27 protein-coding genes are annotated in these 26,267 nt (G+C 60.8%); 10 read left to right on the top strand and 17 right to left on the bottom strand.

The window, feature by feature from the left end:
• Positions 1 to 49: 49 nt before the first annotated feature.
• Positions 50 to 1,621: a helicase HerA-like C-terminal domain-containing protein gene (locus tag V6S97_RS12500; protein WP_107675239.1), complete on the top strand. Its 1,572-nt coding sequence runs from the start codon at positions 50 to 52 to the stop codon at positions 1,619 to 1,621.
• A 56-nt stretch (positions 1,622 to 1,677) separates the two neighbouring features.
• Here V6S97_RS12500 and V6S97_RS12495 read toward each other — a convergent pair whose 3' ends face one another.
• The 3 genes from V6S97_RS12495 to V6S97_RS12485 are packed head-to-tail and all read right to left on the bottom strand — an operon-like array spanning position 1,678 to position 3,234.
• Positions 1,678 to 2,028: an Atu4866 domain-containing protein gene (locus V6S97_RS12495; RefSeq protein ID WP_334426912.1), complete on the bottom strand. Its 351-nt coding sequence runs from the start codon at positions 2,026 to 2,028 to the stop codon at positions 1,678 to 1,680.
• Positions 2,025 to 2,501: a carboxymuconolactone decarboxylase family protein gene (locus V6S97_RS12490; RefSeq protein ID WP_003509356.1), complete on the bottom strand. Its 477-nt coding sequence runs from the start codon at positions 2,499 to 2,501 to the stop codon at positions 2,025 to 2,027. The genes V6S97_RS12495 and V6S97_RS12490 overlap by 4 nt, the downstream gene beginning before the upstream one ends.
• Positions 2,502 to 2,511: 10 nt before the next feature.
• Positions 2,512 to 3,234, bottom strand: coding sequence for an SDR family oxidoreductase (locus V6S97_RS12485; protein ID WP_020813086.1), 723 nt, complete (start codon positions 3,232 to 3,234; stop codon positions 2,512 to 2,514).
• Between the two features lie 122 nt (positions 3,235 to 3,356).
• On the opposite strand from V6S97_RS12485, the gene V6S97_RS12480 reads away from it, so the two are divergent.
• Positions 3,357 to 4,253 carry a LysR family transcriptional regulator gene (locus V6S97_RS12480; protein ID WP_129564561.1) on the top strand — a complete coding sequence of 299 codons (897 nt, stop codon included), beginning with the start codon at positions 3,357 to 3,359 and terminating at the stop codon, positions 4,251 to 4,253.
• 40 nt (positions 4,254 to 4,293) lie between these two features.
• Here the strand turns inward: V6S97_RS12480 and V6S97_RS12475 are convergent, their stop codons facing one another.
• The 3 genes from V6S97_RS12475 to V6S97_RS12465 all read right to left on the bottom strand — a co-directional run bounded on the left by V6S97_RS12475 (position 4,294) and on the right by V6S97_RS12465 (position 6,420).
• A complete protein-coding gene (locus tag V6S97_RS12475) occupies positions 4,294 to 5,073 on the bottom strand; it encodes a VOC family protein (RefSeq protein ID WP_003509361.1) in 780 nt (259 codons plus the stop codon).
• 96 nt (positions 5,074 to 5,169) lie between these two features.
• On the bottom strand, positions 5,170 to 5,664 hold the full coding sequence (locus V6S97_RS12470; protein WP_020813088.1) for a DUF1579 domain-containing protein: 495 nt from the start codon (positions 5,662 to 5,664) through the stop codon (positions 5,170 to 5,172).
• A gap of 27 nt (positions 5,665 to 5,691) precedes the next feature.
• Positions 5,692 to 6,420 carry a DUF899 domain-containing protein gene (locus tag V6S97_RS12465; protein ID WP_003509366.1) on the bottom strand — a complete coding sequence of 243 codons (729 nt, stop codon included), beginning with the start codon at positions 6,418 to 6,420 and terminating at the stop codon, positions 5,692 to 5,694.
• Positions 6,421 to 6,569: 149 nt separating this feature from the next.
• On the opposite strand from V6S97_RS12465, the gene V6S97_RS12460 reads away from it, so the two are divergent.
• From V6S97_RS12460 to V6S97_RS12450, 3 genes are all read left to right on the top strand, one after another.
• Positions 6,570 to 7,016: a MarR family winged helix-turn-helix transcriptional regulator gene (locus tag V6S97_RS12460; protein WP_003509368.1), complete on the top strand. Its 447-nt coding sequence runs from the start codon at positions 6,570 to 6,572 to the stop codon at positions 7,014 to 7,016.
• Positions 7,017 to 7,115: 99 nt separating this feature from the next.
• Positions 7,116 to 7,538, top strand: coding sequence for a YciI family protein (locus tag V6S97_RS12455; RefSeq protein ID WP_003509369.1), 423 nt, complete (start codon positions 7,116 to 7,118; stop codon positions 7,536 to 7,538).
• A 386-nt stretch (positions 7,539 to 7,924) separates the two neighbouring features.
• Positions 7,925 to 9,439, top strand: coding sequence for an ABC-F family ATP-binding cassette domain-containing protein (locus tag V6S97_RS12450; RefSeq protein WP_099085575.1), 1,515 nt, complete (start codon positions 7,925 to 7,927; stop codon positions 9,437 to 9,439).
• 40 nt (positions 9,440 to 9,479) lie between these two features.
• Here the strand turns inward: V6S97_RS12450 and V6S97_RS12445 are convergent, their stop codons facing one another.
• The 3 genes from V6S97_RS12445 to V6S97_RS12435 form a co-directional block, all read right to left on the bottom strand.
• Entirely contained in the window at positions 9,480 to 10,241 is a 762-nt protein-coding gene (locus V6S97_RS12445) for an RES family NAD+ phosphorylase (protein WP_035213464.1), read from the bottom strand.
• The gene (locus V6S97_RS12440; RefSeq protein WP_107675233.1) at positions 10,201 to 10,584 is read right to left on the bottom strand and encodes an MbcA/ParS/Xre antitoxin family protein; all 384 of its coding nucleotides are present in this window, start codon (positions 10,582 to 10,584) and stop codon (positions 10,201 to 10,203) included. Before V6S97_RS12440 ends, V6S97_RS12445 begins: the two co-directional genes overlap by 41 nt.
• Before the next feature lie 109 nt (positions 10,585 to 10,693).
• Positions 10,694 to 11,116 (bottom strand): organic hydroperoxide resistance protein, encoded by a 423-nt coding sequence (locus tag V6S97_RS12435; protein WP_003509379.1) that lies wholly within the window; start codon positions 11,114 to 11,116, stop codon positions 10,694 to 10,696.
• A gap of 191 nt (positions 11,117 to 11,307) precedes the next feature.
• Here V6S97_RS12435 and V6S97_RS12430 point away from each other — a divergent pair, with 191 nt between their 5' ends.
• A complete protein-coding gene (locus V6S97_RS12430; protein ID WP_060723911.1) occupies positions 11,308 to 11,766 on the top strand; it encodes a MarR family winged helix-turn-helix transcriptional regulator in 459 nt (152 codons plus the stop codon).
• A 55-nt stretch (positions 11,767 to 11,821) separates the two neighbouring features.
• Here V6S97_RS12430 and V6S97_RS12425 read toward each other — a convergent pair whose 3' ends face one another.
• On the bottom strand, positions 11,822 to 12,547 hold the full coding sequence (locus tag V6S97_RS12425) for a L,D-transpeptidase (RefSeq protein ID WP_003509381.1): 726 nt from the start codon (positions 12,545 to 12,547) through the stop codon (positions 11,822 to 11,824).
• 155 nt (positions 12,548 to 12,702) lie between these two features.
• Positions 12,703 to 13,611, bottom strand: a complete 909-nt coding sequence (locus tag V6S97_RS12420; protein WP_060723910.1) for a L,D-transpeptidase — start codon at positions 13,609 to 13,611, stop codon at positions 12,703 to 12,705.
• A gap of 166 nt (positions 13,612 to 13,777) precedes the next feature.
• Here V6S97_RS12420 and V6S97_RS12415 point away from each other — a divergent pair, with 166 nt between their 5' ends.
• Positions 13,778 to 16,423 (top strand): heavy metal translocating P-type ATPase, encoded by a 2,646-nt coding sequence (locus V6S97_RS12415; protein WP_334426904.1) that lies wholly within the window; start codon positions 13,778 to 13,780, stop codon positions 16,421 to 16,423.
• Positions 16,424 to 16,576: 153 nt separating this feature from the next.
• On the top strand, positions 16,577 to 17,359 hold the full coding sequence (locus V6S97_RS12410) for a glycosyltransferase family 32 protein (RefSeq protein WP_003508963.1): 783 nt from the start codon (positions 16,577 to 16,579) through the stop codon (positions 17,357 to 17,359).
• Between the two features lie 38 nt (positions 17,360 to 17,397).
• Here V6S97_RS12410 and V6S97_RS12405 read toward each other — a convergent pair whose 3' ends face one another.
• The 4 genes from V6S97_RS12405 to V6S97_RS12390 form a co-directional block, all read right to left on the bottom strand.
• A complete protein-coding gene (locus V6S97_RS12405; RefSeq protein ID WP_334426903.1) occupies positions 17,398 to 18,363 on the bottom strand; it encodes an alpha/beta hydrolase family protein in 966 nt (321 codons plus the stop codon).
• Between the two features lie 174 nt (positions 18,364 to 18,537).
• Complete coding sequence (locus V6S97_RS12400) at positions 18,538 to 20,163, bottom strand: cisplatin damage response ATP-dependent DNA ligase (RefSeq protein WP_003508971.1); 1,626 nt, start codon at positions 20,161 to 20,163, stop codon at positions 18,538 to 18,540.
• A gap of 1 nt (position 20,164) precedes the next feature.
• Positions 20,165 to 21,181 (bottom strand): ligase-associated DNA damage response exonuclease, encoded by a 1,017-nt coding sequence (locus tag V6S97_RS12395; RefSeq protein WP_035213402.1) that lies wholly within the window; start codon positions 21,179 to 21,181, stop codon positions 20,165 to 20,167.
• A gap of 257 nt (positions 21,182 to 21,438) precedes the next feature.
• Complete coding sequence (locus tag V6S97_RS12390) at positions 21,439 to 22,968, bottom strand: MDR family MFS transporter (RefSeq protein ID WP_334426902.1); 1,530 nt, start codon at positions 22,966 to 22,968, stop codon at positions 21,439 to 21,441.
• Positions 22,969 to 23,109: 141 nt separating this feature from the next.
• Here V6S97_RS12390 and V6S97_RS12385 point away from each other — a divergent pair, with 141 nt between their 5' ends.
• Both V6S97_RS12385 and V6S97_RS12380 read left to right on the top strand, forming a co-directional pair.
• Positions 23,110 to 23,625, top strand: a complete 516-nt coding sequence (locus V6S97_RS12385; protein WP_112293084.1) for a MarR family winged helix-turn-helix transcriptional regulator — start codon at positions 23,110 to 23,112, stop codon at positions 23,623 to 23,625.
• Positions 23,626 to 23,707: 82 nt separating this feature from the next.
• The gene (locus tag V6S97_RS12380; protein WP_003508979.1) at positions 23,708 to 24,367 is read left to right on the top strand and encodes a glutathione S-transferase family protein; all 660 of its coding nucleotides are present in this window, start codon (positions 23,708 to 23,710) and stop codon (positions 24,365 to 24,367) included.
• A gap of 93 nt (positions 24,368 to 24,460) precedes the next feature.
• Here the strand turns inward: V6S97_RS12380 and V6S97_RS12375 are convergent, their stop codons facing one another.
• Together V6S97_RS12375 and V6S97_RS12370 are read right to left on the bottom strand one after the other, a co-directional pair.
• Entirely contained in the window at positions 24,461 to 25,081 is a 621-nt protein-coding gene (locus tag V6S97_RS12375; protein ID WP_078051121.1) for a glutathione S-transferase family protein, read from the bottom strand.
• Between the two features lie 134 nt (positions 25,082 to 25,215).
• A complete protein-coding gene (locus tag V6S97_RS12370; protein ID WP_060723902.1) occupies positions 25,216 to 26,214 on the bottom strand; it encodes an asparaginase in 999 nt (332 codons plus the stop codon).
• Positions 26,215 to 26,267 lie beyond the last annotated feature (53 nt).

Here is a 26,267-nt window from a genome sequence, read left to right as displayed (position 1 = left end):
TCCGGCGCGATTTTAAGGGTCATGCATCAGCCGCAGGAGAAAATGGTCGATGTTGCAGGACGGACAGCTCTATATCGGGACCAGCCGCAATCCGGACGACAGCCTGAACAAGGGCGAATATCTGGAACTGAAATTCGGCAACCGCCACGGCCTGATCACCGGCGCGACGGGAACGGGCAAGACCGTGACGTTGCAGGTTCTTGCCGAAGGTTTCTCCAAGGCCGGCGTGCCGGTCTTCTGCGCCGATATCAAGGGCGACCTTTCCGGCATCGCGGCGGAAGGCGAAGCCAAGGACTGGGTGCAGAAACGCGTCGAACAGATCGGCTTCACCGATTTTTCCTACGGTAAATCCTCCGTCATCTTCTGGGATCTCTACGGCGAAAAAGGCCATCGCGTGCGCGCCACCATCGCCGAAATGGGGCCGCTGCTGCTTGCCCGGCTGATGGATGCCTCGGAAGCGCAGGAAGGCGTGCTCAACATCGCCTTCAAGATCGCCGATCAGGGCGGGCTGCCGCTGCTCGATCTCAAAGACCTGCAATCGCTCCTGAACTATATGGGCGAAAACGCATCGGAGCTTTCCAACCAGTTCGGCCTGATTTCCAAGTCCTCGGTCGGTTCGCTGCAGCGCGGGCTGCTGGTTCTCGAACAGCAGGGCGCGGCCAATTTCTTTGGCGAACCGGCGCTGAAGATCGCCGACATCATGCGCGTGGGCACGGACGGGCGCGGCACCATTTCGGTTCTCGCCGCCGACCGGCTGATGATGAACCCGCGCCTTTACGCCACCTTCCTGCTCTGGATGCTCTCGGAACTCTTCGAAGAACTGCCTGAGGTGGGCGACCCGGAAAAGCCGCGCCTGGTGTTCTTCTTCGATGAGGCGCATCTGCTCTTCAACGATGCGCCACGGGTGTTGGTGGAACGCGTGGAACAGGTCGTGCGCCTTATCCGCTCCAAGGGCGTCGGCGTCTATTTCGTGACGCAGAACCCGCTCGACGTGCCGGAAACCGTTCTTGCCCAGCTCGGCAACCGCGTGCAGCATGCGCTTCGCGCCTATACGCCGCGCGAGCAGAAAGCGGTGCGCACGGCGGCCGACACCTTCCGCCAGAACCCGGCCTTCAACACCGCCGACACCATCACCACGCTCGGCACCGGTGAGGCGCTGATCTCGACCCTGCATGACAAGGGCGCGCCCTCCATCGTCGAGCGCACCCTCGTGCGCCCGCCTTCCGGCCGTGTCGGACCGCTGACGGATGCGGAGCGTAGGTCGCTGATCGATGTTAGCCCCGTCGCCGGCCAATATGACAAGGATATCGACCGGGAATCGGCCTTCGAAATCCTCGCTGCCCGCGCCCAGAAGGCGGCGGACGCGGAAGCCGCCAAGCGCGCGGAGGAGGAAAACGCCTCCAGCCAGTCCGAAAGCGCTTCCGGCCGCTGGCGTCTGCCCGGCTTCGGCGATGAAGAACCCGCACCGGCATCCACTGGCTCGCGCAATGGCGGCGCCCGCCGCACGGGTTACCAGCGCGAAACGGTAATCGAGGCGGCGATGAAAAGTGCCGCCCGTTCGGTCGCCACATCCGTCGGCCGCGCCATCGTGCGCGGGATTTTGGGTAGTTTGAAGCGATAGAAACAAGCACGCCGCCCGCTCCCGATGGGGCGGGCGGCGCTTGATTGGCACAGCGGTTACTTCTGGCGATAGAAGATCATGCCGCCGTGATAGAGAATGTCGTCGACGAATTCGCCGTCGGCCGTAAAACCGGTATCGTCCCAATAGTCGATATGGTTTCCCTTCACCTCATATCGCCCCTGATAGGCGCTTTTGCGGTTGCCCCGCGCCTCGTCATAACGACCATCAGGCAAAAGCTCCTGACGAACATGGCCATCACCGGTGACCCACATGCCGATATAAGGGTGGTTCTGGATTTGAGCCGTTTCGGTCATGTTCACGTCCATGGCGTTACTCGTTTTGCGGGAACCCGTATCGGTGGACGCCGTTGCGAGCAGAAGCGCGACGGATGTCGAAACAATGTTCATTGCCTTTGCCCTCCCGATGCGGCGTTATCGCGGCGCTCCTCGAACAGCTCAGCCAGCGTCCGGGATGCGGCGATGGCTTTGGGAAAACCTGCGGGAACCGTGATCAGATAGATCATTTCCTTCAGCTCCTCGTCGGTTGCGCCCACATTGAGTGCATAACCGGCGTGGACCTTCATCAGATCCCGCTCGCCAAGGGCCGCCATGACCGCAACGGCGGCCAGCTGGCGGGTCCGGTTATCCAGTCCCGGCCGCGACCACACCTCCCCCAGGGCGTAACCTTCGGTCGCTTCAGCGAGGAAAGGAAACTCCTGCCGCAAACGTTCCAGATTGGCCTGGGGCCGACCATTGTTGAGGCTGCGGATGACGTCGTCACCACGCCGCAGCCTGTCATCCAGACGCTGCGGATTGGCGATGGCGGCGGCACTTCCCGCAAGCATTGTAATCGCAAGCACGGTTGGAAAAATCGCTTTCATGTCGGCCTCCTCAGGCAGCGGTGGGTCGGATGACGATTTCATTGACGTCGACATCATCTGGCTGCTCGATGGCGTAGCGCACCGCGCGGCCGATGGCGTCGGGTTTCAAGGCGATGGCCCGATAGGTCTGCATCAGCTCCGCAGCGGCCGGATCGGTGATGGTGTGGGCAAGTTCGCTTTCCACCACGCCGGGGTGAATGCAGGTGACGCGCAGGTCGCGGTTTTCCTGCCGCAGCCCGTCCGAAATCGCCCGCACCGCAAATTTCGTCGCGCAATAAACGGCCGCCGTGGGTGAAACGGCGAGCGCACCGATGGAAGCGATGTTGATGATATGGCCGGATGCGCGGGCGGTCATCTCGGGCAGAACGGCGGCGACGCCATAAAGCACGCCCTTGATGTTGACGTCGATCATCCGGTCCCATTCATCGACCTTGAGCGACGACATCAGCGATAGCGGCATGATACCGGCATTGTTGACGATGACGTCGACCTGCCCGAAAGCCTTGCGTCCGGCCTCCGCAAAAGCCTCGACGCTCTGTCTGTCCGTAACATCAAGCGGATGGGCGACGACCTCGGCACCCTTCCCGCGCAATTCTTCGGCCAGCACCTGCAAGCGGTCCATGCGGCGCGCGCCCAGCACCAGCCTCGCCCCGGCGGCCGCCAGTTCCCTTGCGATACCCTCACCGATCCCGCTCGATGCACCTGTGATGAGAACGACTTTGTTCAATGTCATGGCTTTCTCCTTGGTGTTACGGCCCGCTTTTTCTGAAAGCGACCGTTGCGGACAAGATAAAGCTTGGGCATTGTCGTGATAACCGCCTCAATCATAACCTCAATGGATAGAATTTCTAACCAATGAACATCGATCTCAACGCGCTTTCCACATTCTGCATGGTTGCCGACGAGCGCAACTTCCGGGCTGTCGCGGACAGGCTCGGCATAACCCGGTCCGCCGTGAGCCAGACCATCCGCAAGCTTGAAGAGACAATGGGAATAGCGCTGGTACAGCGCACGACGCGCAGCGTCAGCCTGACGGAAGCGGGGCAGCAGCTTTATGCGGATGTGTCGCCATCCATCGGCAATCTCGTCCAGGCAGCCAATGCTGCATCTTCCCTGAGCGGCGCCGTGCGCGGGCAGTTGCGCCTTGCCGTTTCCTCGATTGCCGAGCGTTTTTTATCCGGGCCATTGCTTGCAAGCTTTGCGGACATGCACCCCGAGGTGCAGCTTGATATCGTCGTGACGGACGAGGAATTCGATATCGTCGCCGAACATTACGATGCCGGCGTGCGTCTTGGAGAACTGATCGCGCAGGACATGATTGCCGTTCCGGTTTCCGCTCCGCAGCGGCAGCTCGCCGTCTGCTCCCCTGGCTATCGGGACCGCTTCGGTCTGCCAGTGCAGCCCCGCGAATTGATCCATCACAGGTGTATCGGCTGGCGACCCCGTCCGGGTGTGGCGCCATACAGGTGGGAATTTTCCGAAAACGGCCGCGAATTTGCGGTGGCGGTGGAGCCTGATTTCACCACCAACGACATGCAGCTGATGATCAAGCTGGCCTGCGCCGGCGCGGGCATCACCTTCGGCATGGAAGAAACGTTCCGCCCCTATCTGGAGAGCGGGCAACTCGTTTCCATGCTGGAGGACCATTCCCCGACCTTTGCGGGATTTTATCTCTATTACCCCAGCCGTCGTAACCTTGCGCCGAAGCTGCGCGCCTTTATCGATCACGTCCGCCTGTCGAGAGAGCGGTGATCTGCCGGAGAAAGCCCCGGCAGATCATCAGAAAACAGGACTATTTCTTCTGCGAAACCAGCGAGAAATAGGCGCCCTGCGGGTCGACGCAATTGACGATCCAGCTTCCGCCGGGAACCTCCATCGGGCCGTTGACGACCTTGCCGCCGCCGGTGCTGACGCGGGTGATGGCTTCATCGATGCCATCCACATTGAAGTAATAACCCCAATGGCAGACGGGGACCTGCGGCATGCGTTTCATTATGCCGCCGACGGCTTTGCCCTTATAGGCGAAGATGCGGTACGGGCCCATGTCGCCCATGTCGAAATCATGGTCCTTGGTCCAGCCGAATACATCGCCGTAAAAGGCCATGGCCTCATCAACATTATCGGTGAAGAGTTCATGCCAGCCGACATGGCCCTGCTTTTCCTGCATATCCTCGGGAAAACCGCCGGTTTCCATCGGCAGCGGCGTCATGATACAGAGCACCGCACCAAAGGGATCGGCGACCACGGCAAAGCGGCCGATTTCGGGAATATCCTGCGGGGGGCGTCTGATCGCGCCGCCCTTTTCGGCGAATTGTTTCGCCGTGGCGTCCACATCGTCGACATCGACATAGGCGGTCCAGTTCGGGGGAATGCCCTGGCCCTTGTGCTCGTCGGTCAGTTCCATGACGCCGCCCATGCCTTTGCCATCGGCCTCCAGCACCAGATAGGGCATTTCCGGCGAGCCGAAATCCTTGGTCTGCCAGCCGACGACATGACCATAAAAGCGGGCTGCCGCTTCCATGTCGGGCGTCATCAGCTCGACCCAGATGAATTTTCCATGTGTATCGGACATTGTCGTCTCCTATGGAGGTTTTGGCGGGTGTGTGTCGGCCATTGCCCGCCGCAGGACGCGGCGGCGCTGGTGCTCAGGTGAAATTCCGGCAGGGCTTCAGGCCTTGCGTCGGAATTCCGATGTCATGAAGGTCTTGAATGTGCCGTCCGGCTGCTTGACGCTGCCGGAAAAGCTGCGGTGATTATCATCATGCAGCACCAGCACGTCGTGATAGGTAGCGGTGCTGCCGGAGCCGTCGAAGGCGGGGCCTTCCGCTTCCAGCGTCAGGGTCTTGCCGTCCTCTTCCAGCCAGCCCTTGTAGACCCAGAGATTGGTCATCATCGACCCCACCCAGGTGCCGACGAAATTGCCCTTGGCCGGATCGAAACCGACCGTGATCACGGCTGTCATATCCGTGCCGTCAGGCATCTTGCCGGTGCCGTTGCCGATGATCCACAAACCGCCGACGGAGCGGACGGTCTCGGTGAATTGCTGCGACGGGTCGTCGGCATTGTAGTCCTCATGACCGGAACTGGAGGTCATGACCCAGTCTCCGACGATCCTCTTCAGGAATTCATGTTCCTTCTGCGGCTTGGCGATTTCCATTTCCATTTTCGTTTCCTCCTCGTCCGTCAGTTTTCAGTGGCAGCAGGCTGCCGCCTTCGGTGCGTCCTCATACTGGTCGTGGCGGCGCACCCAATCCATTACCTCCTCTTCGTTACGGCCTTTTGGCACCAGATCGAGCAGCATCAGCGTGCCGAGCGTCTGCTCCGCGCCGCGGGCGTAAGTGGAGTAGGTGTGGTAGATCTTGCCGTCATCGCCCTTGGCGAAAACGCTGATGCCATGCAGGTCCTTCAGGTCGCCATAGGGCGCCATGTCACGGTAATTATAGGTGATTTCGCCTTTGGTCATATCCTCGTCGCGGAACGAGGCCTGATAATCATAGTTGAAATCGCTGCCTTCGGCGGAAACCCACGGGAATTTCCAGCCCATGCGGTTTCTGTAGCTTTCGATCTTTTCAAGCGGCGCGCGCGACACCGCGACGAAACCCGCATCGCCATGTTTGAGGTGGATCAGCGCGCCATCGACGTGATCGGCAAAGAAAGAGCAGCCGACACAGCCCTCCTCCCAGTCCGGCGCCAGCATGAAGTGGTAGACGATCAGCTGGCTGCAGGTGCCGAACAGTTCCTGTAGCGATTTGGGGCCGGAAGGCGCGTCGAAGATATAGTCCTTCGTCACCTCTTCCCAGGGCAGCGAGCGCCGGGCCTCGTTCAGCCTGTCACGGGCTCGGGTCAGTTCCTTTTCCTTCACCAGCAGATCGCGGCGGGCCGCAAGCCACTCCTCCTTCGAAACGACGGGATGAGACATGATCTTTCCTCCTTGGATCCGTCTTTCACCACGGCACCGCTCCGCTTTTACGGAGGGCACCGCCTATTTCTGTGCTGAAAGGCAATTAACAGTCTGCGGAGCATCAAGTTCCGCTTGACTAATTAGGTTGATATCAACATATTTATCCCATGTCAAACGCCAGCGTGATTCCTTTTTCGACAACTCTTTTCGTGCGGGACGCCTGTCTCTGCCTGCATGCGCAGCGTGCGGCGCGGGCTTTGGCGCGGCTTTTCGACAATGCGCTGAAGCCGGTCGGCATCACCAATGGGCAATTTTCGCTGCTGATGTCGCTCAACCGGCCGGAGCCGCCGCCGATGGGGCCGGTCGCCAATCTTCTGGCCATGGACCGCACGACGCTGACGGCGGCGCTGAAGCCTTTGGAACGGCGCGGGCTGGTCAGCATCGAGCAGGATCCGAAGGACAAGCGCGGCAAGCGGCTGCGGCTGACGGCCGCAGGCATGGCCGTGCTCACCGCCGCCTTCCCCATCTGGCAACAGACCCATGCCGAAATCGAGGCCCGCATCGGCAGCGGCGACCCCGACCGCCTGCGCCGCGATCTTATCGATCTCGGCTGACGGGAAGCCGGCATAGCGCCACTTTTGTCGACAAGAATGTCATCTGGCCGTCGTGCCGGGGAGCGAAACTACGGAAAACGCGATCAAGGAGGAAAGATCATGCGTGTTATCGTTTTTGTAAAAGCCACCAAGAGCAGCGAAGATGGCGTCATGCCCACGACTGAGCTGATGGAGGCAATGGGGAAATTCAACGAGGAACTGGTCAACGCCGGCATCATGCAATCCGGCGACGGCCTGCACCCGTCGTCCAAGGGCAAGAGGGTCATTTTTGACGGCGACAGCCGCACTGTCGTCAATGGCCCCTTCCCGCATACCAACGAGCTGGTCGCCGGTTTCTGGATCTGGACGGTGAAGGATATGGACGAGGCCGTGGAATGGGTGAAACGCTGCCCGAACCCGATGCTGGAGCGCAGCGAGATCGAAATCCGCCCGATGTTCGAAATGGAGGATTTCGGCGATGTAGTGACGCCTGAAATCGCTGCCCATGTCGAAGAGCTGCGCGCGCGTGTCGCGAAGCAGTAAAAGCCGCTCAAGGTCGAGAGCCGGATTGAAACAGGAGAGTGCGGGCCTGCCGCATTCTCCCGCACGGCGTCCTACTCCAAAAACCATTGCCTCGAACAACCACCGCTGTTAATGGTGGAGCGGTTCAACCCGTTTCAAGAAAGGAGGCTTCGCATGGATATTTCCTGCTTCTGGCGCAATCGTCAGCTCTGCCACCTTTTTGCCCTGCAGACGCGTTTGCAGGGCTGACCGGAACACCAAAACTCTGGTTTGCCCAAAAGGCCGCGCAGAATGCAGCTTGTCTGCCGTTGCGCATGTTTTCACGACGGATCATCCCGAACCGAAACCCCGTACTGCATTGCCGCAGACCACGGTTCGTCGCGGGTCCGTTTCGCCAGAGACAAATTATGACCATCATCACGCTTCGAAACCTCGGAATCATTCTGGGCAAGCCGCTTTTTTCCAATCTCAGCCTCACCGTGAATGCAGGGGATCGCATCGGCATCGTCGCCGCCAATGGCTGCGGCAAATCCACCCTGCTCAATTGCCTTGCCGGTGAGCTGGACGCCACCAGCGGCGATATCACCCGGCTGCGCGGGCTGACGCAGTCCATCGTCCACCAGCACCTGCCCTCCCGGCTTATGGAACAGACGATGCGGGATGCCGTGCTTTCCGCCCTGCCGGCGGATACGATCGACAGTGAAAGCTGGCGCGCCGACATTATTTTCGACGCGATGCTGGTGCCGGAGCCGTTCCGCGAGCGCCGCCTGAAAGAGCTGAGCGGCGGCTGGCAGAGGCTGGCCATGCTGGCGCGGGCATGGATCACCGAGCCTGACGTCCTCCTGCTCGATGAACCGACCAACCATCTCGACCTTGAAAAAATCAACGTGCTGGAAAACTGGCTCGCTGAATTGCCGCGCGATACCGCAGTTATCATCGTCAGCCATGATCGCGCCTTTCTCGACAATGTCACGAAGACCACGCTGTTCCTGCGGCCGGAAAATTCGGCGCTGTTCCGGTTGCCCTACGGCCATGCGCGGCTAGCACTGGAAGAGGAGGATGCCGCCGATGAGCGGCGTTTCCAGCGCGACATGAAAACCGCGCAGCAATTGCGCCGGCAGGCCGCCAAGCTCAACAACATCGGCATCAATTCCGGCAGCGATCTTCTGACCGTCAAGACCAAGCAATTGCGCCAGCGCGCCGAAAAGCTGGAGGAGAAGGCGCGGCCCGCCTATGCCGAGCGTTCCGCCGGCAAGATCCAGCTCGCCAATCGCGGCACCCATGCCAAGGTTCTGGTGACGCTGGAAGATGTCCCCGTTTCGACGCCGGACGGAACAGTGCTGTTTCGCACCGGCCGGCAATTTGTCCGCCAGGGCGACCGCATTGTCATTCTCGGCCGCAACGGCGTCGGCAAGACGCGGCTGATGTCGCTTCTGCAGGCGGCGGTATCGGGTGTGGGGCAGATACAGGAGGGCATCAAGGCCACGCCCTCGCTGGTGGCCGGATATGTCGATCAGTCGCTTGCCGAAATCGACGACGACAGCACGCCGGCGGCGTTCATGACCCGTCGCTTTGACATTGGCGACCAGCGCATCCACGGCCTGCTCGCCGGCGCCGGCATCGACATGGAAATGCAGAAACGCCGCATCGCAACGCTTTCCGGTGGGCAGAAGGCGCGGCTTGCCATGCTGGCGCTGCGGCTGGCGGAGCCGAATTTCTACCTGCTGGACGAACCCACCAACCATCTTGATATAGACGGGCAGGAAACACTGGAGGCGGAAATCATCAGCCGTGAGGCCAGCTGCGTGTTCGTCTCGCACGATAGAAGTTTCGTGCGGGCGGTCGGAACCCGTTTCTGGCTGATCAACAAGCGCAGGCTGGTGGAAGTCGACGATCCCGAAGCGTTTTTCGCCTCGGCTTGATTGTCCTCAAAGGGCCGAGGTAAAACAAGCAAAACGCCCGTCAGCCCAACAGGCTGGCGAGGCGTGGATCACCGGCGAAATCCGAGACCGCAAACCCCGTCCTGCGCATCGGAAATTCGCACAGCGCCTGCACCCCGGTTTTCGACAGGCGGATGCGCCAGCTCATCCGCTCCACCGGCATTTTTTCGGCAAAGGCCTTTGGCGACAGGACCGCAATATTGAGGCCGCCAGCGGGATCGCGCACCGAGCGGTAAAGGATCGTCTCGATCTTCGCCAGACGCGCCTGCTCGGCCAGCGCCTGGCATGGCTCGTAATTTTGCAGATCGGTCCACAGCGCCTCGTCCCGGCTCAGTTCCGGTTTCGTCAAATCCAGCGCCGCATCGGTAGCGATACGGGCGGCAAAGGCGGAGTAATCAGCGGGATTGGCGGGCAGCGGCGTGCCGGGGGATTCCGCATAAAACAGCAGCCGGTAGAAGGCCATTTCGGCAAGCGCCGTTTCCACCTTCGCGGCGGCGTAATAAACGCCCTCGGTAAAGCCCGCCCGGCGGAACCGCGAGCCGTGCGGATAGGCGGCGCCATAACGGAAGGGCGTGGCAAGAAGATAGTCGAAGCCGGCGCATTCCGGCGGAAACGGCCGTTTACTCGCCTCCAGAATATCTTCCAGCAGCGATTGCTCCTCCACCGTATCCACCAGTTTCATGGTGGATACCTGATGCTGCGCTTCCACCAGCCGCCAGTATTTTCCCGATGCGGTGCGTTTTTCAGACAGGAGCGCGTCGGGCGTCCAGATAGGAGAGGACATCGATCAATCCGGTAATGGTGGTGAGCCTCTCGGCAGGCACGGCATCAAGCGCCGTATTGTGATTGCGCAGCCAGTTTTTGGCCACCGCCTCATCGCCGCCGGTAATCGCATCCAGCGAGCGAAAGACCCGGATCAGCAGCACCGCAAGTTCAAAGGACTTGGCACCCGGCTCCAGCAGGAAATCAAGCCGCTTCATGCGCGACACCGTAGGCGCGGAAACACCGAGAATATCCGCCGTGCGGGCGGCATTCAGACCCAGCCGCTCGGCAGCGGTCATAACGGCCTTGGTGACGACCCTGCCCTGCGCTGCAGGATCCATGGCGGTCTTGGCGTGAATATTCATGGCGCACATCCTTTCCTTGGAAAGAATATAGCATATTTCTTTCCACAAACAAGAAGGCCGGGATAAACCCGGCCCCATTGCTTACTTGGAATTGCTCACGCGGATTGGATCAGGCCACCGAGACCGGCACTTCCGTGGAGGTGCGCATGGCGTGGCTGTAAGGGCAGACGATGTGAGCGGCAGCAACCAGCTTTTCAGCGACTTCGCGCTCGACGCCCGGAATATTTGCCTTCAGCGACACTTCGATGCCGAAACCGCCGCCATCTTCGCGCGGGCCGATACCGACGGTTGCCGTCACAGTCGTGTCTTCAGGAATCTTTACCTTTTCCTTGCCGGCGACAAATTTCAGCGCGCCCAGGAAGCAGGCGGAATAACCGGCTGCGAAAAGCTGTTCCGGATTGGTGCCACGGGCGCCATCGCCGCCCAGTTCCTTCGGAACGGTCAGCGTAACGTCGAGAACGCCGTCTTCCGACTTGGCGTTGCCGGCGCGGCCACCGGTGGCAGATGCTTTGGTCGTGTAGAGAATGGGCATGACATTTACTCCTTCGGGTTGGTGTTGAGTTCTTATAGCGAACAATTGAATTGTGCGCAATATAATTTTGCACATTGAATACGAAATCGTTTTTTGCGATAATTTTCACGAAATTTCGCCGCGCATCCATGCGGCAGGAACCGAAAGCGGGGGCTGATTGTTCCCTCCCCGGTTGATTTTGGAGCACGAAAATGGACGCAGAGGGCGACGAGAAGAAGATGGAAAGCCTGTTGAGGCTGGACCAGCAGATATGTTTTGCCCTTTATGGCGCGGCACACGCCTTCACACGCGCCTATAAGCCGCTGCTCGATCCTATCGGGCTGACCTATCCGCAATATCTGGTCATGATGGCGCTGTGGGAAAAGGAGACGTCCACCGTCAAGGCGCTTGGCGAAATGCTGGGCCTTGATTCCGGCACGCTGTCGCCATTGCTGAAAAGGCTGGAACATGCCGGGCTGATCACCCGCAAGCGCGGCACCGTGGATGAGCGGCAGGTGCTGGTGGCCCTGACGCACAAGGGCGCGAACCTCAAAAAAGAGGGCGTGAAGATCATGGCGGCGATCGGCAGCGCCACCGGCTGCGGGCTGGAGGAACTGGTGCAGATTCGCGACCGGGTGAATGCGCTGAAGGACAGCCTCACCCGGCCCTAACCCAAAAAAGAAAAAGGCGGCACAGGGCCGCCTTTTTATTCGAAGCGTTTTCGGCTTATTGCCACACCACCACACGCGCCTTCTGCGGTACGCGGTCGTAGAGGTCAATGACGTCCTGGTTCATCAGGCGCACGCAACCGGAGGAGACGGCCTTGCCGATGGAGTTCCATTCCGGCGAGCCGTGCAGACGGTAAAGCGTGTCCTTGCCGTTCTGGAAGATGTAGAGCGCGCGGGCACCGAGCGGGTTCTTCAGGCCCGGTGGCATGCCGCCATTCTTGGAAGAATATTTGACCAGTTCCGGCTGGCGGGCGACCATCTCATCCGGCGGGGTCCATTTCGGCCATTTCTGACGCCACTGGATGACGCCCTCGCCCGACCAGGCGAAACCATCGCGGCCGATGCCAACGCCGTAACGCATGGCGCTGCCGCCCTGCTCCACGACATAAAGGAAGCGCGAGCGTGTATCGACGACAACGGTACCGGGGCGCTCGCCGGTCGGATCGACAACCCGCTGGCGGTAATAACGCCGGTCGATTTTCTGATAGGGTACGGCGGGAATGACGTAACCGCCATCTTCAACCGAGCCGTACATGACGGCCAGTTCCGCATCGCTGACGCCCGGCGAAAACATCTGCCGGAAATCGCTGCCGATGGCGCTCGCCTGCTGGCGGATGGCGTCTCCCGTGCCCGATGAGGCGCAGCCTGCGAGAAGCGAAGCGGAGGAAAGGCCGAGAAGGGAAAGGAAGGTGCGTCTGGAAAGATCTGTGTCGGTGCTTGTCATAAGGCCGGTTTGTCCCACATTTCGAACGGCTATATCGCCGTTGTACGTCATTTGTTCCGTGTCATGCGTATTGCGAAAATAGTTAACCGACCGCTAAAAGCCAGTCACAAGGTGCTGGCGGAATGGGTCCCATATCTCTTTCTTTTAGAACGTGTTCAGATAACCACAATCTGCGCCCCTTGGGGCACGCGCTCGTAAAGATCGATCACATCCTGATTGAGCATGCGCACGCAGCCGGAGGACGTTGCCTTGCCGACGGACTGCCAGTCCGGCGTGCCATGCACGCGGTAAAGCGTGTCCTTGCCGTCCTTGAAAATATAAAGCGCGCGCGCACCGAGCGGGTTGTTGAGACCAGGCGTCATGCCGCCATTGGCGGCGGAGATGGAGGCGAGTTCCGGCTGGCGCTTGACCATTTCATCGGGCGGCGTCCAGCGCGGCCATTTCGCCTTCCACTGGATCTTGCCGCGGCCCGACCAGGCATAACCGTCACGCCCGAGGCCAACACCGTAACGGATCGCCTTGCCGCCGGACTGCACGAGGTAAAGGAAATGCTGCCTGGTATCGACGACGATGGTGCCCGGCGCTTCCGCCGTCTGGTAACTGACTTCCTGCCGGAGATAACGCGAATCGATGCGACCATAGGGAATGGCGGGCAGCGAGCGGTCCTCGTCGCGGATAGGGCCATACATGACCCGATGCAGCGGATTGGAGACAGGCAGGCCATAGGCCATCGTCTGGCCCTGCGGCTGCTGCGCGTTAAAACCCTGCACCTGCGGCGCATTGAGCCCCTGCCCGCGCACCGGCGGGCCGTATTCCTGATGGAAGCGGGTTCTGAACAGATCCGGCGGGCGCGTCGAAAGCTGGCCCGGCTGCGGCGGCAGTTCCGGCTGGCGATTGGAGCTGACGGAATTGAAGTTGAACACCGGCGCCGTTTCCCTGACGAAGACGTCAGGGTCCATCCGGGTCGTATCCGTCACGAAAAGGCAGCCGCTCATTAGAGGCAGCAGCGCAAGCCCGACCAGAGAGGCCGCCCGGCGACCATTTTTCAAAAGGAGTGCTATCATCTGAACCGCTTCATGGAATCCAATCTACCGTCATGATGAACCGTGCGGCTGGCGCGAAGCTGGCGTCGGCTTTTCAAAAAAAATCGAAAAACTGCATTTTTCCTCTTGAAGCTCTAGTTGCTAGAGGTGCCAGATTGACTGTCGACTGGAATTCAGGAGCGAAACCATGAATATTTCGACACGCGGCAGTTTGAACGGGGAATCGGAGGAACTGACCTTCACGGTCGGCGGGATGGATTGCGGCAGCTGCGCGGCGAAGATTGAAACCGCACTTTCCCGCCTGCCCGGCGTTGGCCACGTCAAGGTGTCGGTTGCCCGCGAAAGGCTGAACCTTTCGCTGGCCGAGAACAAAACCCCGGTCGAAAAAATCGAGGACACGCTGCGCAAGCTTGGCTTCAAACCCGCTTTGCTGCCGCGCGAAAAGGCTCCCCAGGCAAAGGTCGAGGCCGATCATCACGACCATTCCTCCTGCGGCGGTCACCACCATGACGAGGCCGAAACGGCCGCTGAAAAGAACAATGCGCTGACTTTTTCGGTCGGCGGCATGGATTGCGGCAGCTGCGCCGCGAAGATTGAAACCGCGCTTTCCCGCCTGCCCGGCGTTGGCGACGTCAAGGTCTCGGTTGCCCGCGAACGGCTGAACCTTTCGCTGGCCGAGAACAAAACCCCGGTCGAAAAAATCGAGGACACGCTGCGCAAGCTCGGATTTAAACCGGCCCTGCTGCCGCAGGAAAAGTCCGCGCGTGAAAAAGTGGCGGATCACGACCATGACCACGGGTCGTGCGGCGGGCATCACCACGACCACGACCACGACCATTCAGATCATGACCATTCCGGACACGATCATTCCGGCCACGACCATGCGGGCCATTCGCATGGTTCCGCCCCGGCGGCTTCAGCGCAGGGCGCGGAAGTGGGCCATGCCCATGGCGCGGATGAAAAAGGTGTCTGGTGGCGCACAGCAAAGGCGCGCAACACCTTCACCGGCACCATTCTGGTCGCCATTGCCTATGCTGCGGAACTGACCTTCCCCGCATGGGGCGGTTATGCCTTCATCATCGCCACGCTGGTCACGCTTTTCCCGATCGCGAAGAACGCCTTCAATGCCGCCCGTTTCGGCGCGGTCTTCACCATCGAGATGCTGATGACCATTGCCGCCATTGGCGCGATCATCATCGGCGAGGCGGAAGAGGCGGCCATTGTCGTGCTGCTCTTCTCCGTCGGCGAATTGCTGGAAGGCTTTGCCGCCGCACGTGCGCGCTCTGGCATCAAGGCGCTCGGTTCGCTCTTGCCGAAGACGGCGCTGGTGGAAGAAAACGGTGCGCTTCGGCAGGTTGCCGCCGATCAGGTGCGCATCGGCCAGGTGGTCGTGGCGCGTCCCGGCGACCGTATCGCCGCCGATGGCGTTGTCATGGAAGGCCAGTCCAGCGTCGACGAATCGCCGATGACCGGAGAGAGCATTCCCGTCGCCAAGGAAAAGGGCGCACGCGTTTTTGCCGGTTCCATCAACCATGACGGCTCGCTGCGCATCCGCGTCGACCGCGCGCCGGAAGACAATACCATTGCCCGCATCATCACGCTTGTCGAAGAAGCGCAGGATGCGCGTGCCCCGACCGAGCGCTTCATCCAGAGCTTCTCGCGTTATTATATGCCGCTGATCGTGGCGATCTCCGTGCTCACCATCATCGTGCCGCCGCTCGCCGGCCTCGGTGACTGGGATACGTGGATTTATCGCGGTCTCGCCCTGCTGCTGATCGGTTGCCCCTGCGCGCTGGTCATTTCGGTTCCCGCGGCCATAGCCTCCAGCCTTTCGGCTGCGGCACGCCACGGCATGCTGGTGAAGGGCGGCGCGGTCATCGAAATGCTGGCGCGCACCGAAACCGTCGCTTTCGACAAGACCGGCACGCTGACGCTTGGCGAACCCGTCGTGACTGACGTTGTGGCGCTTGACGGCAACGAGGCCGGCCTGATCGCGGCGGCCGCGACCATCGAGCATGAATCGAGCCATCCGCTCGCCCGCGCCATCGTCAATCATGCCGAAAAGCTCGGCGTAAAGCCCCTGCCAGGCTCCAACATCAAGGCGATTTCCGGTCGCGGCATGCAGGGCAATGTCGGCGGAAAAGACCTGTTCATCGGCGCGCCGCGCTTTGCAACCGAAGTCGGCACCGTCTCCAAGGAACTGGCCGACCGCATCTCCACACTGGAGAGCGAAGGCAAGACGGTGGCCGTCGTGATAGTCGGCGGGGCGGCAAGCGGCCTCTTCGCCATGCGTGACGAGCCGCGCAAGGATGCGGCCGAAGGTGTGAAAGCGCTGAAGGAGATGGGCATTTCCTCGCTGATGCTGTCGGGTGACAATGCCCGCACGGCAAAGGCCATCGGCAACAAGCTGGGCCTTGAGGCGCGCGGCGAACTCCTGCCGCAGAACAAGGTCGAGGAAATTCGCAAGCTTGCCGAAAAGAAGACCGTGGTGATGGTGGGTGACGGCATCAATGATGCGCCGGCCCTTGCGGCGGCCAGCGTCGGTGTCGCCATCGGCTCGGGCACGGATGTGGCGATGGAAGCGGCGGATGCGGCGCTGATGCGCAACAATGTCGGCGATGCCGCCCGCCTCATCGGCCTGTCGCGCGCCACCATGAGCAATATCCGCCAGAACGTGACGATCGCGCTCGGCCTGAAGGCAGTGTTTCTGGTGACGACCGTCACCGGCCTTTCCGGCCTGTGGCTCGCCGTTTTCGCCGATACGGGCGCTACGGTTCTGGTCACCGCAAACGCCATGCGGCTGCTTGGATATTTCAACCGCAACAAAGCCTGATTGCAGCCCCTCCCAAACCGGCCGAGCCTCGTTAATCCGGGCTCGGCCGGTCTCATTTTCAGCGTATTGACAAACTAATTGCGTCCAATAAATACCGCGTGCCGCCGTTTTCCACGCGCGTGACAAACGATTCCACGCGCAGGAGCGCTGAACTTGGCTAAAACTGGCTATAACCGCATTGCGTACCGCGCGATCAAGATCGGCGGCAACATCGTCAAGGTTATTTTCTCCATCGATCTCTTCATCCGCCCCGGCAGAAGAAAGACGCTTCCGGAGTATCAGCCTGCCAGACGCAGCCCGAAATCGGAAAAAGCCATTCCGCGCATCATCTGGCAGACGAATTATTCCAACCGGGTAACGACGCCGATCTATGCGAATTTCCTGTTCAACCGCTGGCTGACGCCGGAATTCGAATATCGCTACCATGATGACGAGGCGTGCCAGGCCTATATCGACCGGCATTTTCCCGGACGTTATGCCGATGCCTTCCGTCGATTGCAGGTCGGCGCCGCCAAGGCGGATTTCTGGCGTATTCTGGTTCTTCTGCAGGAAGGCGGCATCTATCTGGATATCGATTCCAACTTTGCGGCCCGCCCGGAAGATGTGATCGGCGCGGATGAAGACGCCGTTTTCATCGCCATGAAAAATGGCGAAATCACAAATTACTTCATGGCATCGAAACCCGGTCACCCGGCGCTGAGGCTGATGGCCGATCGTATTGCCCAGAATATCGAAGAGGGAACGCTCGTCAGCGTCTATGACATGACGGGTCCGACGGTGGTGCACGCCGTCGTCAAGGAACTCGGGCTGCCGGTTCGCAATTACCGCGAAATGTGCACGCAGGGGCAATTCACCAACAAACGCGCGCAATATGCCGACAAAAAAGACGGCGCATGGTGGGCCGAGCAGGCCAAGACGTCCATCGTCAAAAACTAGGACGCCATGCGCCGGCAAGCAGCCGCGCAATATCGCGTTTAGACGAAACCATTGAAAAAGCGGATGCTTTCTTCCACCGCGCCCGGAACCACGCCATTATGGCTGCCGGGCAGCAGTTTTTTATCGACCTTGAAGCCGGATGTCAGGGCGCGGTCCACAAAAAGCTGGTGATCGGCATCGAAGGGCCGTTCCTCCGTGCCGCGTAAAAGCAGCGCCGGGCATTTGAGGCTGGGGCCGAAACAGACGGAAGAGCGCATGATGAATTCGCGCTCGTCGGTTTCGTCGAAACAGATCTCGTCGCTATAGCGGTTGAAATAACGCCATGAATTGACACCGGCGGATATGGGCGCGGCGGCGCGGAATTTGCGGCTCATGGCGGCAAGAAGCGTCAGCGTGCCGCCATTGGAATGGCCGGCGATGAAAAACCGCTTTCTGTCGATGCCGGGAAGATTTTCCAGATAGGCCGCCGCCGCCAGCGCATCCGCCGTTTCGTCGTAGAAGCCGGAATAATTGCCATTCTGGCCGTTTTCGCCGCGAAAGGACGGAAGCAGCACAACGAAGCCCGCTTCCCAATAGGGCTTCATCAGCGCCCAGTGGCCATCACCGGTGGCGTTGCCGCCGTGGAGGAAAAGCACAGCGGGTTTCAGCGTTTTTGACGGCTGATAATGGGAGAGCCAGGCGACCAGTTCGATGGAACCATCCGGCCCGCCGGGATAGGTGACACGCTCCGCCCCGGGCGGCGTGCCAAGCACCGAGGATTTTTCCGGCGCGGCCATCTTGCGCAGCAGATGCGTGTGGAAACGTCGGCGGGCCTCCGCATAATCCTGCCTTTCCAGCGGCAGAACTTCGGGTGTGGGAATGCCCGCTTTCACGGCGGGCGGCAGGATAACCGCCGCTGACAGCCCCGTGGCGCCGGCCAGCACTCTGCGCCGCGTCATGCCCGGCGAGATCGGGCCGCTCTCTTCCTGTCCGAAGGGTGAGGAAAGAAAGCGTTTGTCTGCCATATGTTCACCTGACGAGGATGGTTGTAACAGCAGTTCAACACTGCGGCGGGAGGCTGTCCAATCACGGATTCGCGAATGACAACAATGTATTCGCAGCCATCATGGCAATTTCTGGACAAAACACTTTCCTTGCTCCTGCACTAGTCACGGGAATGAGGGAAGCGGCGCAGCCCCCTACCCCTCCACACCATCGATCATCGCCACCAGCGTCGAAAGCCTGTCTGCTTCCGCGGGCAGCTTGTCGGCTCGCAGCCGGGCAATGCGGGGGAAGCGCATGGCGACGCCGGATTTGTGGCGGGTGGAGCGGTTGATGCCTTCGAAGGCCACTTCAAGCACGAAACCGAAATCCGGCGTGGCGCGCACCGCCCGCACCGGGCCGAAGCGCTCGACGGTGTTGTCACGGACGAACTTGTCCAGCACCTCCAGCTCCGCATCGGTGAAGCCGAAATAGGCCTTTCCGACGGGCACGAGCTGTTCGCCATCCTCGCCTTCCGCCCAGACACCGAAGGTGAAATCGGAATAATAGCTCGACCTTTTGCCGTGGCCGCGCTGGGCATACATCATGACAGCGTCGATATTATAGGGATCGCGTTTCCACTTGAACCACGGCCCCTTGGCGCGGCCAGCCTGATAGGTGCTGTCGCGGCGCTTGATCATCACACCCTCGATGACAGGATCGGGCGGCGCGGCACGCAGTGTGTCGAGCTCCGTCCAGCTGGAAAAGCCGATCAGCGGCGAAAGGTCGAAACGGTCATGCGGGGCATGCTCGACGATATCGGACAGCCTGCCGCGGCGCTCCAGATAGGTCTGCGCGCGGATATCACTCTCGCCATCAAACAGCAGATCATAGGCGCGGATGAAGGCGGGATAGTCGTCCAGCATCTTTGCCGTCACCGTCTTGCGGTTCAGCCGCTGCTGCAGGTCGGAAAAGGTGCGGGTGAGATTGTTGGACCGCGCCGTGCCGCCGATCAGCAACTCGCCATCCATCACGCCTTCGAAATCGATCGCCTCCAGAACATCGGGAAAGGCCCCGGAAATATCGTCGCCGGAACGGGAATAGAGTTTTCGTGTCCCACCGGCGCGGGACAGCTGCACGCGAATGCCGTCCCATTTCCATTCCGCGGCATAGTCGGCAGGGTCCAGCGCATCGAGGTCGCCATCGGCCACCGGCGTCGCCAGCATCACCGAGTGGAAGATGGCTGGTGTCGCCAGCACCGGCCGGTCCGACTTGCCCTCAAGCCACGCAAAAAGCGACGTATAGGGCGGCGTCAGACCGTGCCAGAGGGTCTCGATCTCGGTGATGTCTTTCCCCGCAAAATCCGCCAGCGCCTGACGCGCCAGCCGCGCCGAAACGCCGATGCGCAGGCTGCCGGTTGCAAGTTTGAGGAAAGCGAAACGCGAGGACGTATCGAGCCGGTCGAGCAGATCGCGCACCGCGCCGCGCACCTCCGTGCGGCCGAGTGAATTCATCAGTGTGACGACTTCGCCGAGACGCGGGTCCTGAGCCTCGGCGTCATCAGCGCCGCCGATATTGCCCCAGACCAGCGATATGGTCTCGGCCAGATCGCCCACATAATCATAGGAATAGCGGAACAGCACTTCATCCATCCGCTCCAGCACCAGCTCGCGCAGCAGGGCCGGCTTGACGCTTTTGAGGTCCAGCGTGCCGGCAATCGCCGCCAGCCCGTAACCCCGGTCGGGATCGGGCGTATCGCGGAAATAATCGGTCAGCAGCTTCAGCTTGCCGTTGCGCGAGGGGGTGAGAACGAGGCGATCGAGAAGCGTGGCGAAGGCTTTCATCTCAATCCCCCTCATCCTCGTAACCGACAAGATGCAGCGGCTTGGCGGCAATGCCCTGCAATTCGCACCAGCGCACCAGCGCCTCCTCACGGCCATGGGTGACCCAGATGGCCTGCGGAGAAATTTCCTTGATCGTCTCCAGAAGTTCCGGCCAGTCGCAATGGTCTGATATGACCAGCGGCAGCTCCACACCGCCCTGCTTTGCCCTCTGCCGCACCATCATCCAGCCGGACGCAAATGCAATCAGCGGCTCGTTGAAACGGCGCGCCCAGCGTTCCTGAAACGCCGAGGGCGGACCGACGACAATCGCGCCCTTGAAGGCGGATGGATCGCTTTTTTCGAGCGTCGCGGGGCGCAGATCGCCGAGATCGATACCCTCAGAGACATAATAATCGCAAAGCCGCGCCAGCGCGCCGTGAATATAGATGGGATCGGCGTAGCCATTATCCCGCAAAAGCCGGATGACGCGCTGCGCCTTGCCCAGTGAATAGGCCCCGACCAGATGGGTGCGTTCGGGAAACTGTTTGATGGAGGTGAGCAGCTTGCCGATTTCCACCCGCGGCAGCGGATGATGGAACACCGGCAGGCCGAAGGTGGCCTCTGTGATGAAGACATCGCATGGCACCGTCTCGAAGGGCGCGCAGGTAGGGTCGACGCCGCGCTTGTAATCGCCCGAGGCGACGATGCGCAGGCCGTTCATTTCCACGGAGATCTGTGCGGAGCCGAGAACATGGCCCGCCGGATGGAAACCCACCGTCACGCCATTGACATTCACCCTCTCACCGAAATCGACCGCCTGCTCGCTGCCGCAGAAATCCTCGCCGTAGCGGATGCGCATGATATCGAGCGTCTGGCGCGTGGCCAGCACCGCGCCATGGCCGGCGCGGGCGTGATCGGAATGGCCATGGGTGATGAGCGCCCGCGCCACCGGGCGGACGGGATCGACATAAAAATCGCCCGCCGGGCAATAAAGACCCTTGGGCGTGGAGTTCAACAGCTGTTCCGGCTTCATATTCATTGAGATAGGGCCGCCCGCGCGAATGTAAAGTGCTGCGAGAATAACGCGGAACGGGCGTTAAATTTCCAGTGGCGGTGTTTTTGTTTAGCAAGCATCTCCCGTCATTCCGGCCTTGAGCCGAAATCTAGCAGCCGCGCGTCTGCGCGGCGGGAAGAGCTCTCAGCCCAAGGACTTGGGCTGACTGGATACCGGCACAAGGCCGGTATGACGGAGGAGAGGTTTCAGCACAAAACCAGCGTTCACAACTGCCTACCTGCCTACTCCCCCGCCTCTTCCGCCGGCTTTGCCTGCACCGCTGCTGGCAACCGCACCGGCTTCAGCATCAGCGCCGCCGCAAGGCCGATGGCAGCGGTCGCGGCCGCTGCGAAAAAGAGTGGAGTGAAGGCATCCGAATAAAGCGAGGCGACTGCGGCCTGTGAGGCGGCGGGAAGTTCGGAGAGGATTTTCGGCGTCAGCTCCTCGATCTTGCCGACACCGGGAATATCGACGGCCACGCCCCTGAGGCTCGATGATACGATGGCGCCATAGACCGAGATGGCGATGGCCGCGCCGCCCATGCGGGTCAGCGTCACCGCGCCGCTCGCCGCACCTATATCCGCCTTGGGCGCGGAATTCTGCACGCCGATGATCGGCGCCTGCTGGCCGAGGCCAACGGCGAAACCCTGCACCAGCATCAACGCGGCGATCAGGGGAAGCGGCGTTCCTGCATGCATCTGCGTGAACAGCAGCATGGCGATGAGGTTGATGGTGAGACCCGCCACCGAGAAGGGCTTGTAGACGCCGGTGATCGAAATCAGCCGCCCGGCTGAAAGCGAACCCATGACGATGCCGCCGGTGACGGCGATGAAGAACAGGCCGGCATGGGAAGGCGAAAGGCCGGTCGTGGTCTGCAGGAACAGGGCGTAATAATTGACCATGCCGATACCGATGCCGCCGCTGGTCAGCGAAACGATCATCAAGAGCGGAAAGGTGCTGTCCTTGAAGAGCCTGAGCGGCACGACGGGTTCCGGCGCGCGGCGTTCCACCTGCACCCAGAGGAAAGCGGCGATGACGGCGAAAGCGATGATGCCGAGACTGGGGCCTGCGATCAGCGAGCCGAACAATTCGCTGCTGTCTGCCCAGAAGACCACGCTGGCAATGGTGGCCGCCAAGAGGACCGCGCCGAGATAATCGATCTTCGGCTGGCGGGCCGGACGGCGATAGGGCAGCATCAGCGCCAGACCTGCAATGACGATAATGCCGAGCGGCAGGTTGATGAGGAAGATCGACCTCCAGCCGAACAGGTCGCTCATCGTGCCGCCGAGGATCGGGCCGACACTGCCAGACGCCATGATGGTGAGGCTGGAATAGCTCTGGTAACGGGCGCGCTCGCGCGGTTCGAACAGATCCGCATTGACGGAAAAGATCGATACCATGATGCCGCCGCCGCCAAGCCCCTGCAGCACGCGGGCCGCAATCAGCGAATCCATCGACCAGGCCAGCCCGCAGGCGAGTGAGCCAAGCGTGAAGATGACGACCGCTGCGATCATCACATATTTGCGACCGAACAGATCACCGAGCTTGCCATAAACCGGCATGACCGCGCTGGTCGCCAGAAGATAGGCCGAGCCGATCCAGCCGAAACGCTCCAGCGCGCCGAATTCACCGACGATGGTGGGCAGTGCTGTCGATACGATCTGGTTGTCGAGGGTCGCCATGAACATGGCCAGCATCAGAAACAGAAAGACGATGAGCCTGCGCCGATGATCCGACACAAGCGGCGCCACGGGGGCGGTGGACATATCCATGAAAAATCTCGTTGGCTTACGGCGGTTTTACTGCGACAATTTGTGTGCTATCAGCATATATATGTCAATGTCAAGTTTTTGACATCTATGCTAATGCCGCTAAATGTGATCGGGAAATTGCATCGAAAGGGACGATGAAGCGTGACGACTGAGGAAAACTGGAACGAGGATCTGCCCGAGGACATCAAGCGGATCGGCAATACGATGACGCGCATGCGCATCATGATCGGCCGCCGCATCATCGGCCGCATGGCGCTTGCCAAGCTCGCTCCGGGTCTGGAACTTTCCCATATCGACGTGCTCGACATTCTGCGCCGGGCGGAAGGCGACGTTACCGTGGGTGCGATTGCCGAGGGCATGCGCATCGATCCCTCGCGGGGCAGCCGTGTGGTGGCGGATATGGTCGGGCGCGGCCTGCTGAAACGCGGCGTTTCCCAGGAAGACGGCCGCCGCAGCATCGTCGAGATCACGCCGATCGGCACCAGTCTTTTGCAGGAAATGCGCCGGACCAAGATGAGCGTCATCGAGGATGTAATGGATGGCTGGCCGGCGGAGGATGTGGAGACTTTCGCCCGCCTGTTCGAGCGGTTCATCGACCGTTTCGAATGCCGGCTGTCGCCGGACACGGACCTCCTGACGGATCAGAAAAAATCATAGTTGACCCTGCGATCCGCAGCTTCACTTTAAAAGGGCTAGACCGTAACGTGCCGCCATCTGACAGGTTGAAGGGGTAATTTCGATGTTGACGATTTACGGTGTCTACCGTTCCCGCGCCACGCGCACGTTGTGGCTGGCAGGGGAACTTGGCATAGAATTCAAACATGTGCCGGTCATACAGGCCCGCCGTCTTGCCGATCCGCTGGCTGCGGATGCGCCGCTCAACACGCTGTCCCCGGATTTTCTGGCCGTCAACCCGATGGGCACCATTCCCTGCATCGAGGATGACGGCATGGTGCTTTACGAATCCATGGCCATCAACCTCTATCTCGCCCGCAAATATGGCGGACCGCTTGCGCCGGTCGATTTGAAGGAAGATGCGGCGATGCTGCAATGGTCCTTCTTTGCCGCCACCGAAATCGAAACCAATTCGCTGAAGATTTCCTCCGCGATCGCCGAAGGCCTGTCGGAAAGCGATAGCGGCAAGGCGGTGATCGATGTTGCCGCCCGCCTGCTGAAGCGTCCCTTCCGGGTGCTGGAGCAGCACCTTTCCAGCCACGAATACCTGGTGGGCGACCGTTTCACCGTGGCCGATCTCAACGCCGCGGAAATCGTTCGTTACGCACAGGGCCACAAGCCGCTGTTCGATGCCCATCCGGCGCTGAAAGCCTGGCTGGACCGCTGCCAGACCCGCACGGCGTTCAAGACGATGTGGGATACCCGCGCGGCCGAGGCGGCCTGAGCGGGAGAACACTCCGCCAGCGTGTCTCTCTGCCCTCATTCCTGTGCTTGTCACAGAAATGAGGGAGCAACCACAAGACCGAGCTGGGGCCTCTCAGCCCCTCTCCCCCGCAAGCGCCCGCTGCACCGCCGGGCGGTCGTTCATGCGGCGGAAGTGGTCATGCACCTTCGGGAAACGGGCAATATCCACGCCATCGCTTTCCAGCCAGCCGGACATGACGAAAAGATAGGGATCGGCAACCGAATAGGCCGTACCAAGAACCCATGGGCCGTGCAGCATGCCGTGCTCGATCAGTTCGAAGCACTCGCCCATGGTCTGCGGCACTTTCGCCTTCATATCGGCCAGCGAGCTATCCTCATTCGCCCAGCGGCTGCCGCGCCGGCCATGCGCATGGGCGACATGCACGGTCGAAGAAATGAAGGCGTTGAAGGACTGCATCAACGCGAATTCGAAGGGATCATCGAGCGGCGCGAGCTTCTTTTCAGGCGCCATCTGGGCGATAAAGGCGAGAATGGCGGGCGTCTCCGTCAGCACGCCGCTTGCGGTGGCCAGCGCCGGCACGCGGCCCTTGGGATTGATCTTTAAAAATGCCTCGGAGCGTTGCTCGCCCTCCGCGAAATTGACGCGATGGGCCTTGTAAGGCAGGCCGGATTCCTCAAGCACGATATGGCTGGCGCGAGAACAGGAACCGGGGGAGAAGAACAGTGTGAACATGGATATGCGACCTCCAAAGCAATGAAGCGCCCGTTTCTTCCTCATGCGGACGCCGGCCCGCGGCGGCCGTGGGATGGCCGTCACATACAGGGCACGTCATCATCGTGCCGGCAACCGGCCGCGTCAAAGGTTATTTAGAGCCCGACGACTCTGACATCGCCGACGTGGATGCCGTTCCAGTTGCGCATCTGCCGGTTCGCCATGCTGCTCAGCGCCTGCTGCTCGGCGCTGCCTTCATCGAAATAGCGGGCGAGCAGTGCGGATACCACGGCTTCGGCCGCGCGTGTCGTACCGTCTTCGCATTTCACCGCCATGGCGATACCCTTTTCCGGCAGGGCGGCGACGAAAACGCCTTCAGCGCCGGTCTTGGCAAAGATCTTGCCGGGCGCGATCTGCATCAGCCTCGTGCAGGCGCGGCCGGTGCCCGCCACATAAAAGGGTTCCGCCATGCAGGCCTCGATGAGACGGCGCGACGCTGTCGCACGACCCGCTTCCAGCCCCCTGCCCGTCGCCATCTTCGCAAAACCATGCGCCAGCCCTTTGAGCGGTACGGCATAGGTGGGGATGGAGCAGCCATCCACGCCGCAATTGTCCTGGCCGAGAGCAGCACCCGTCAGGCTTTCCATCGTGGCGCGGATTTCCCGCTGCAGCGGGTGATCGTAACCGACATAGCCCCTGGGATCGGTGCCGGTGTGGCAACAGGCGCAGATGAAACCGGAATGTTTGCCGGAGCAATTATTATGCAGCGCTGTCGGCTTTTCCAGTGTGCGAGCCTGATGGATGATGGTTTTCTGGTCCGAAGACCAGTGTGCGCCACATTCCAGCGTATCCACATCCCTGCCCGCCTTCGCAAGCATCGAAGCGGCGAGTTCCACATGCGCGTCCTCGCCGGAATGGGACGAACAGGCGAATGCGAGTTCGCGGTTACCGAAACCATAGGCATCCGCAGCACCACTTTCCACCAGCGGCAGCGCCTGCATGGCCTTGCAGGCGGAACGCGGGAAGATGCCGCGCTCGATATCACCAGACGAAAACAGCACGCCGCCATCGCCATCCACCACCACGACAAGACCCTGATGGCGGCTTTCGACGAGATTGCCCCTGGTGACTTCGACGGTAACGGAATTGTTCATTCTCTCAGCCTCAAAAAATTCTGATTTTATGTCGTTGATACCGCAATTAATTT

The sequence above is a fragment of the Agrobacterium sp. CCNWLW155 genome (assembly GCF_036888815.1).
Lineage (GTDB): Bacteria > Pseudomonadota > Alphaproteobacteria > Rhizobiales > Rhizobiaceae > Agrobacterium > Agrobacterium radiobacter.
Note: the sequence above shows the minus strand (reverse complement) of the source record. Positions and strands in the feature narration are given on the sequence as shown.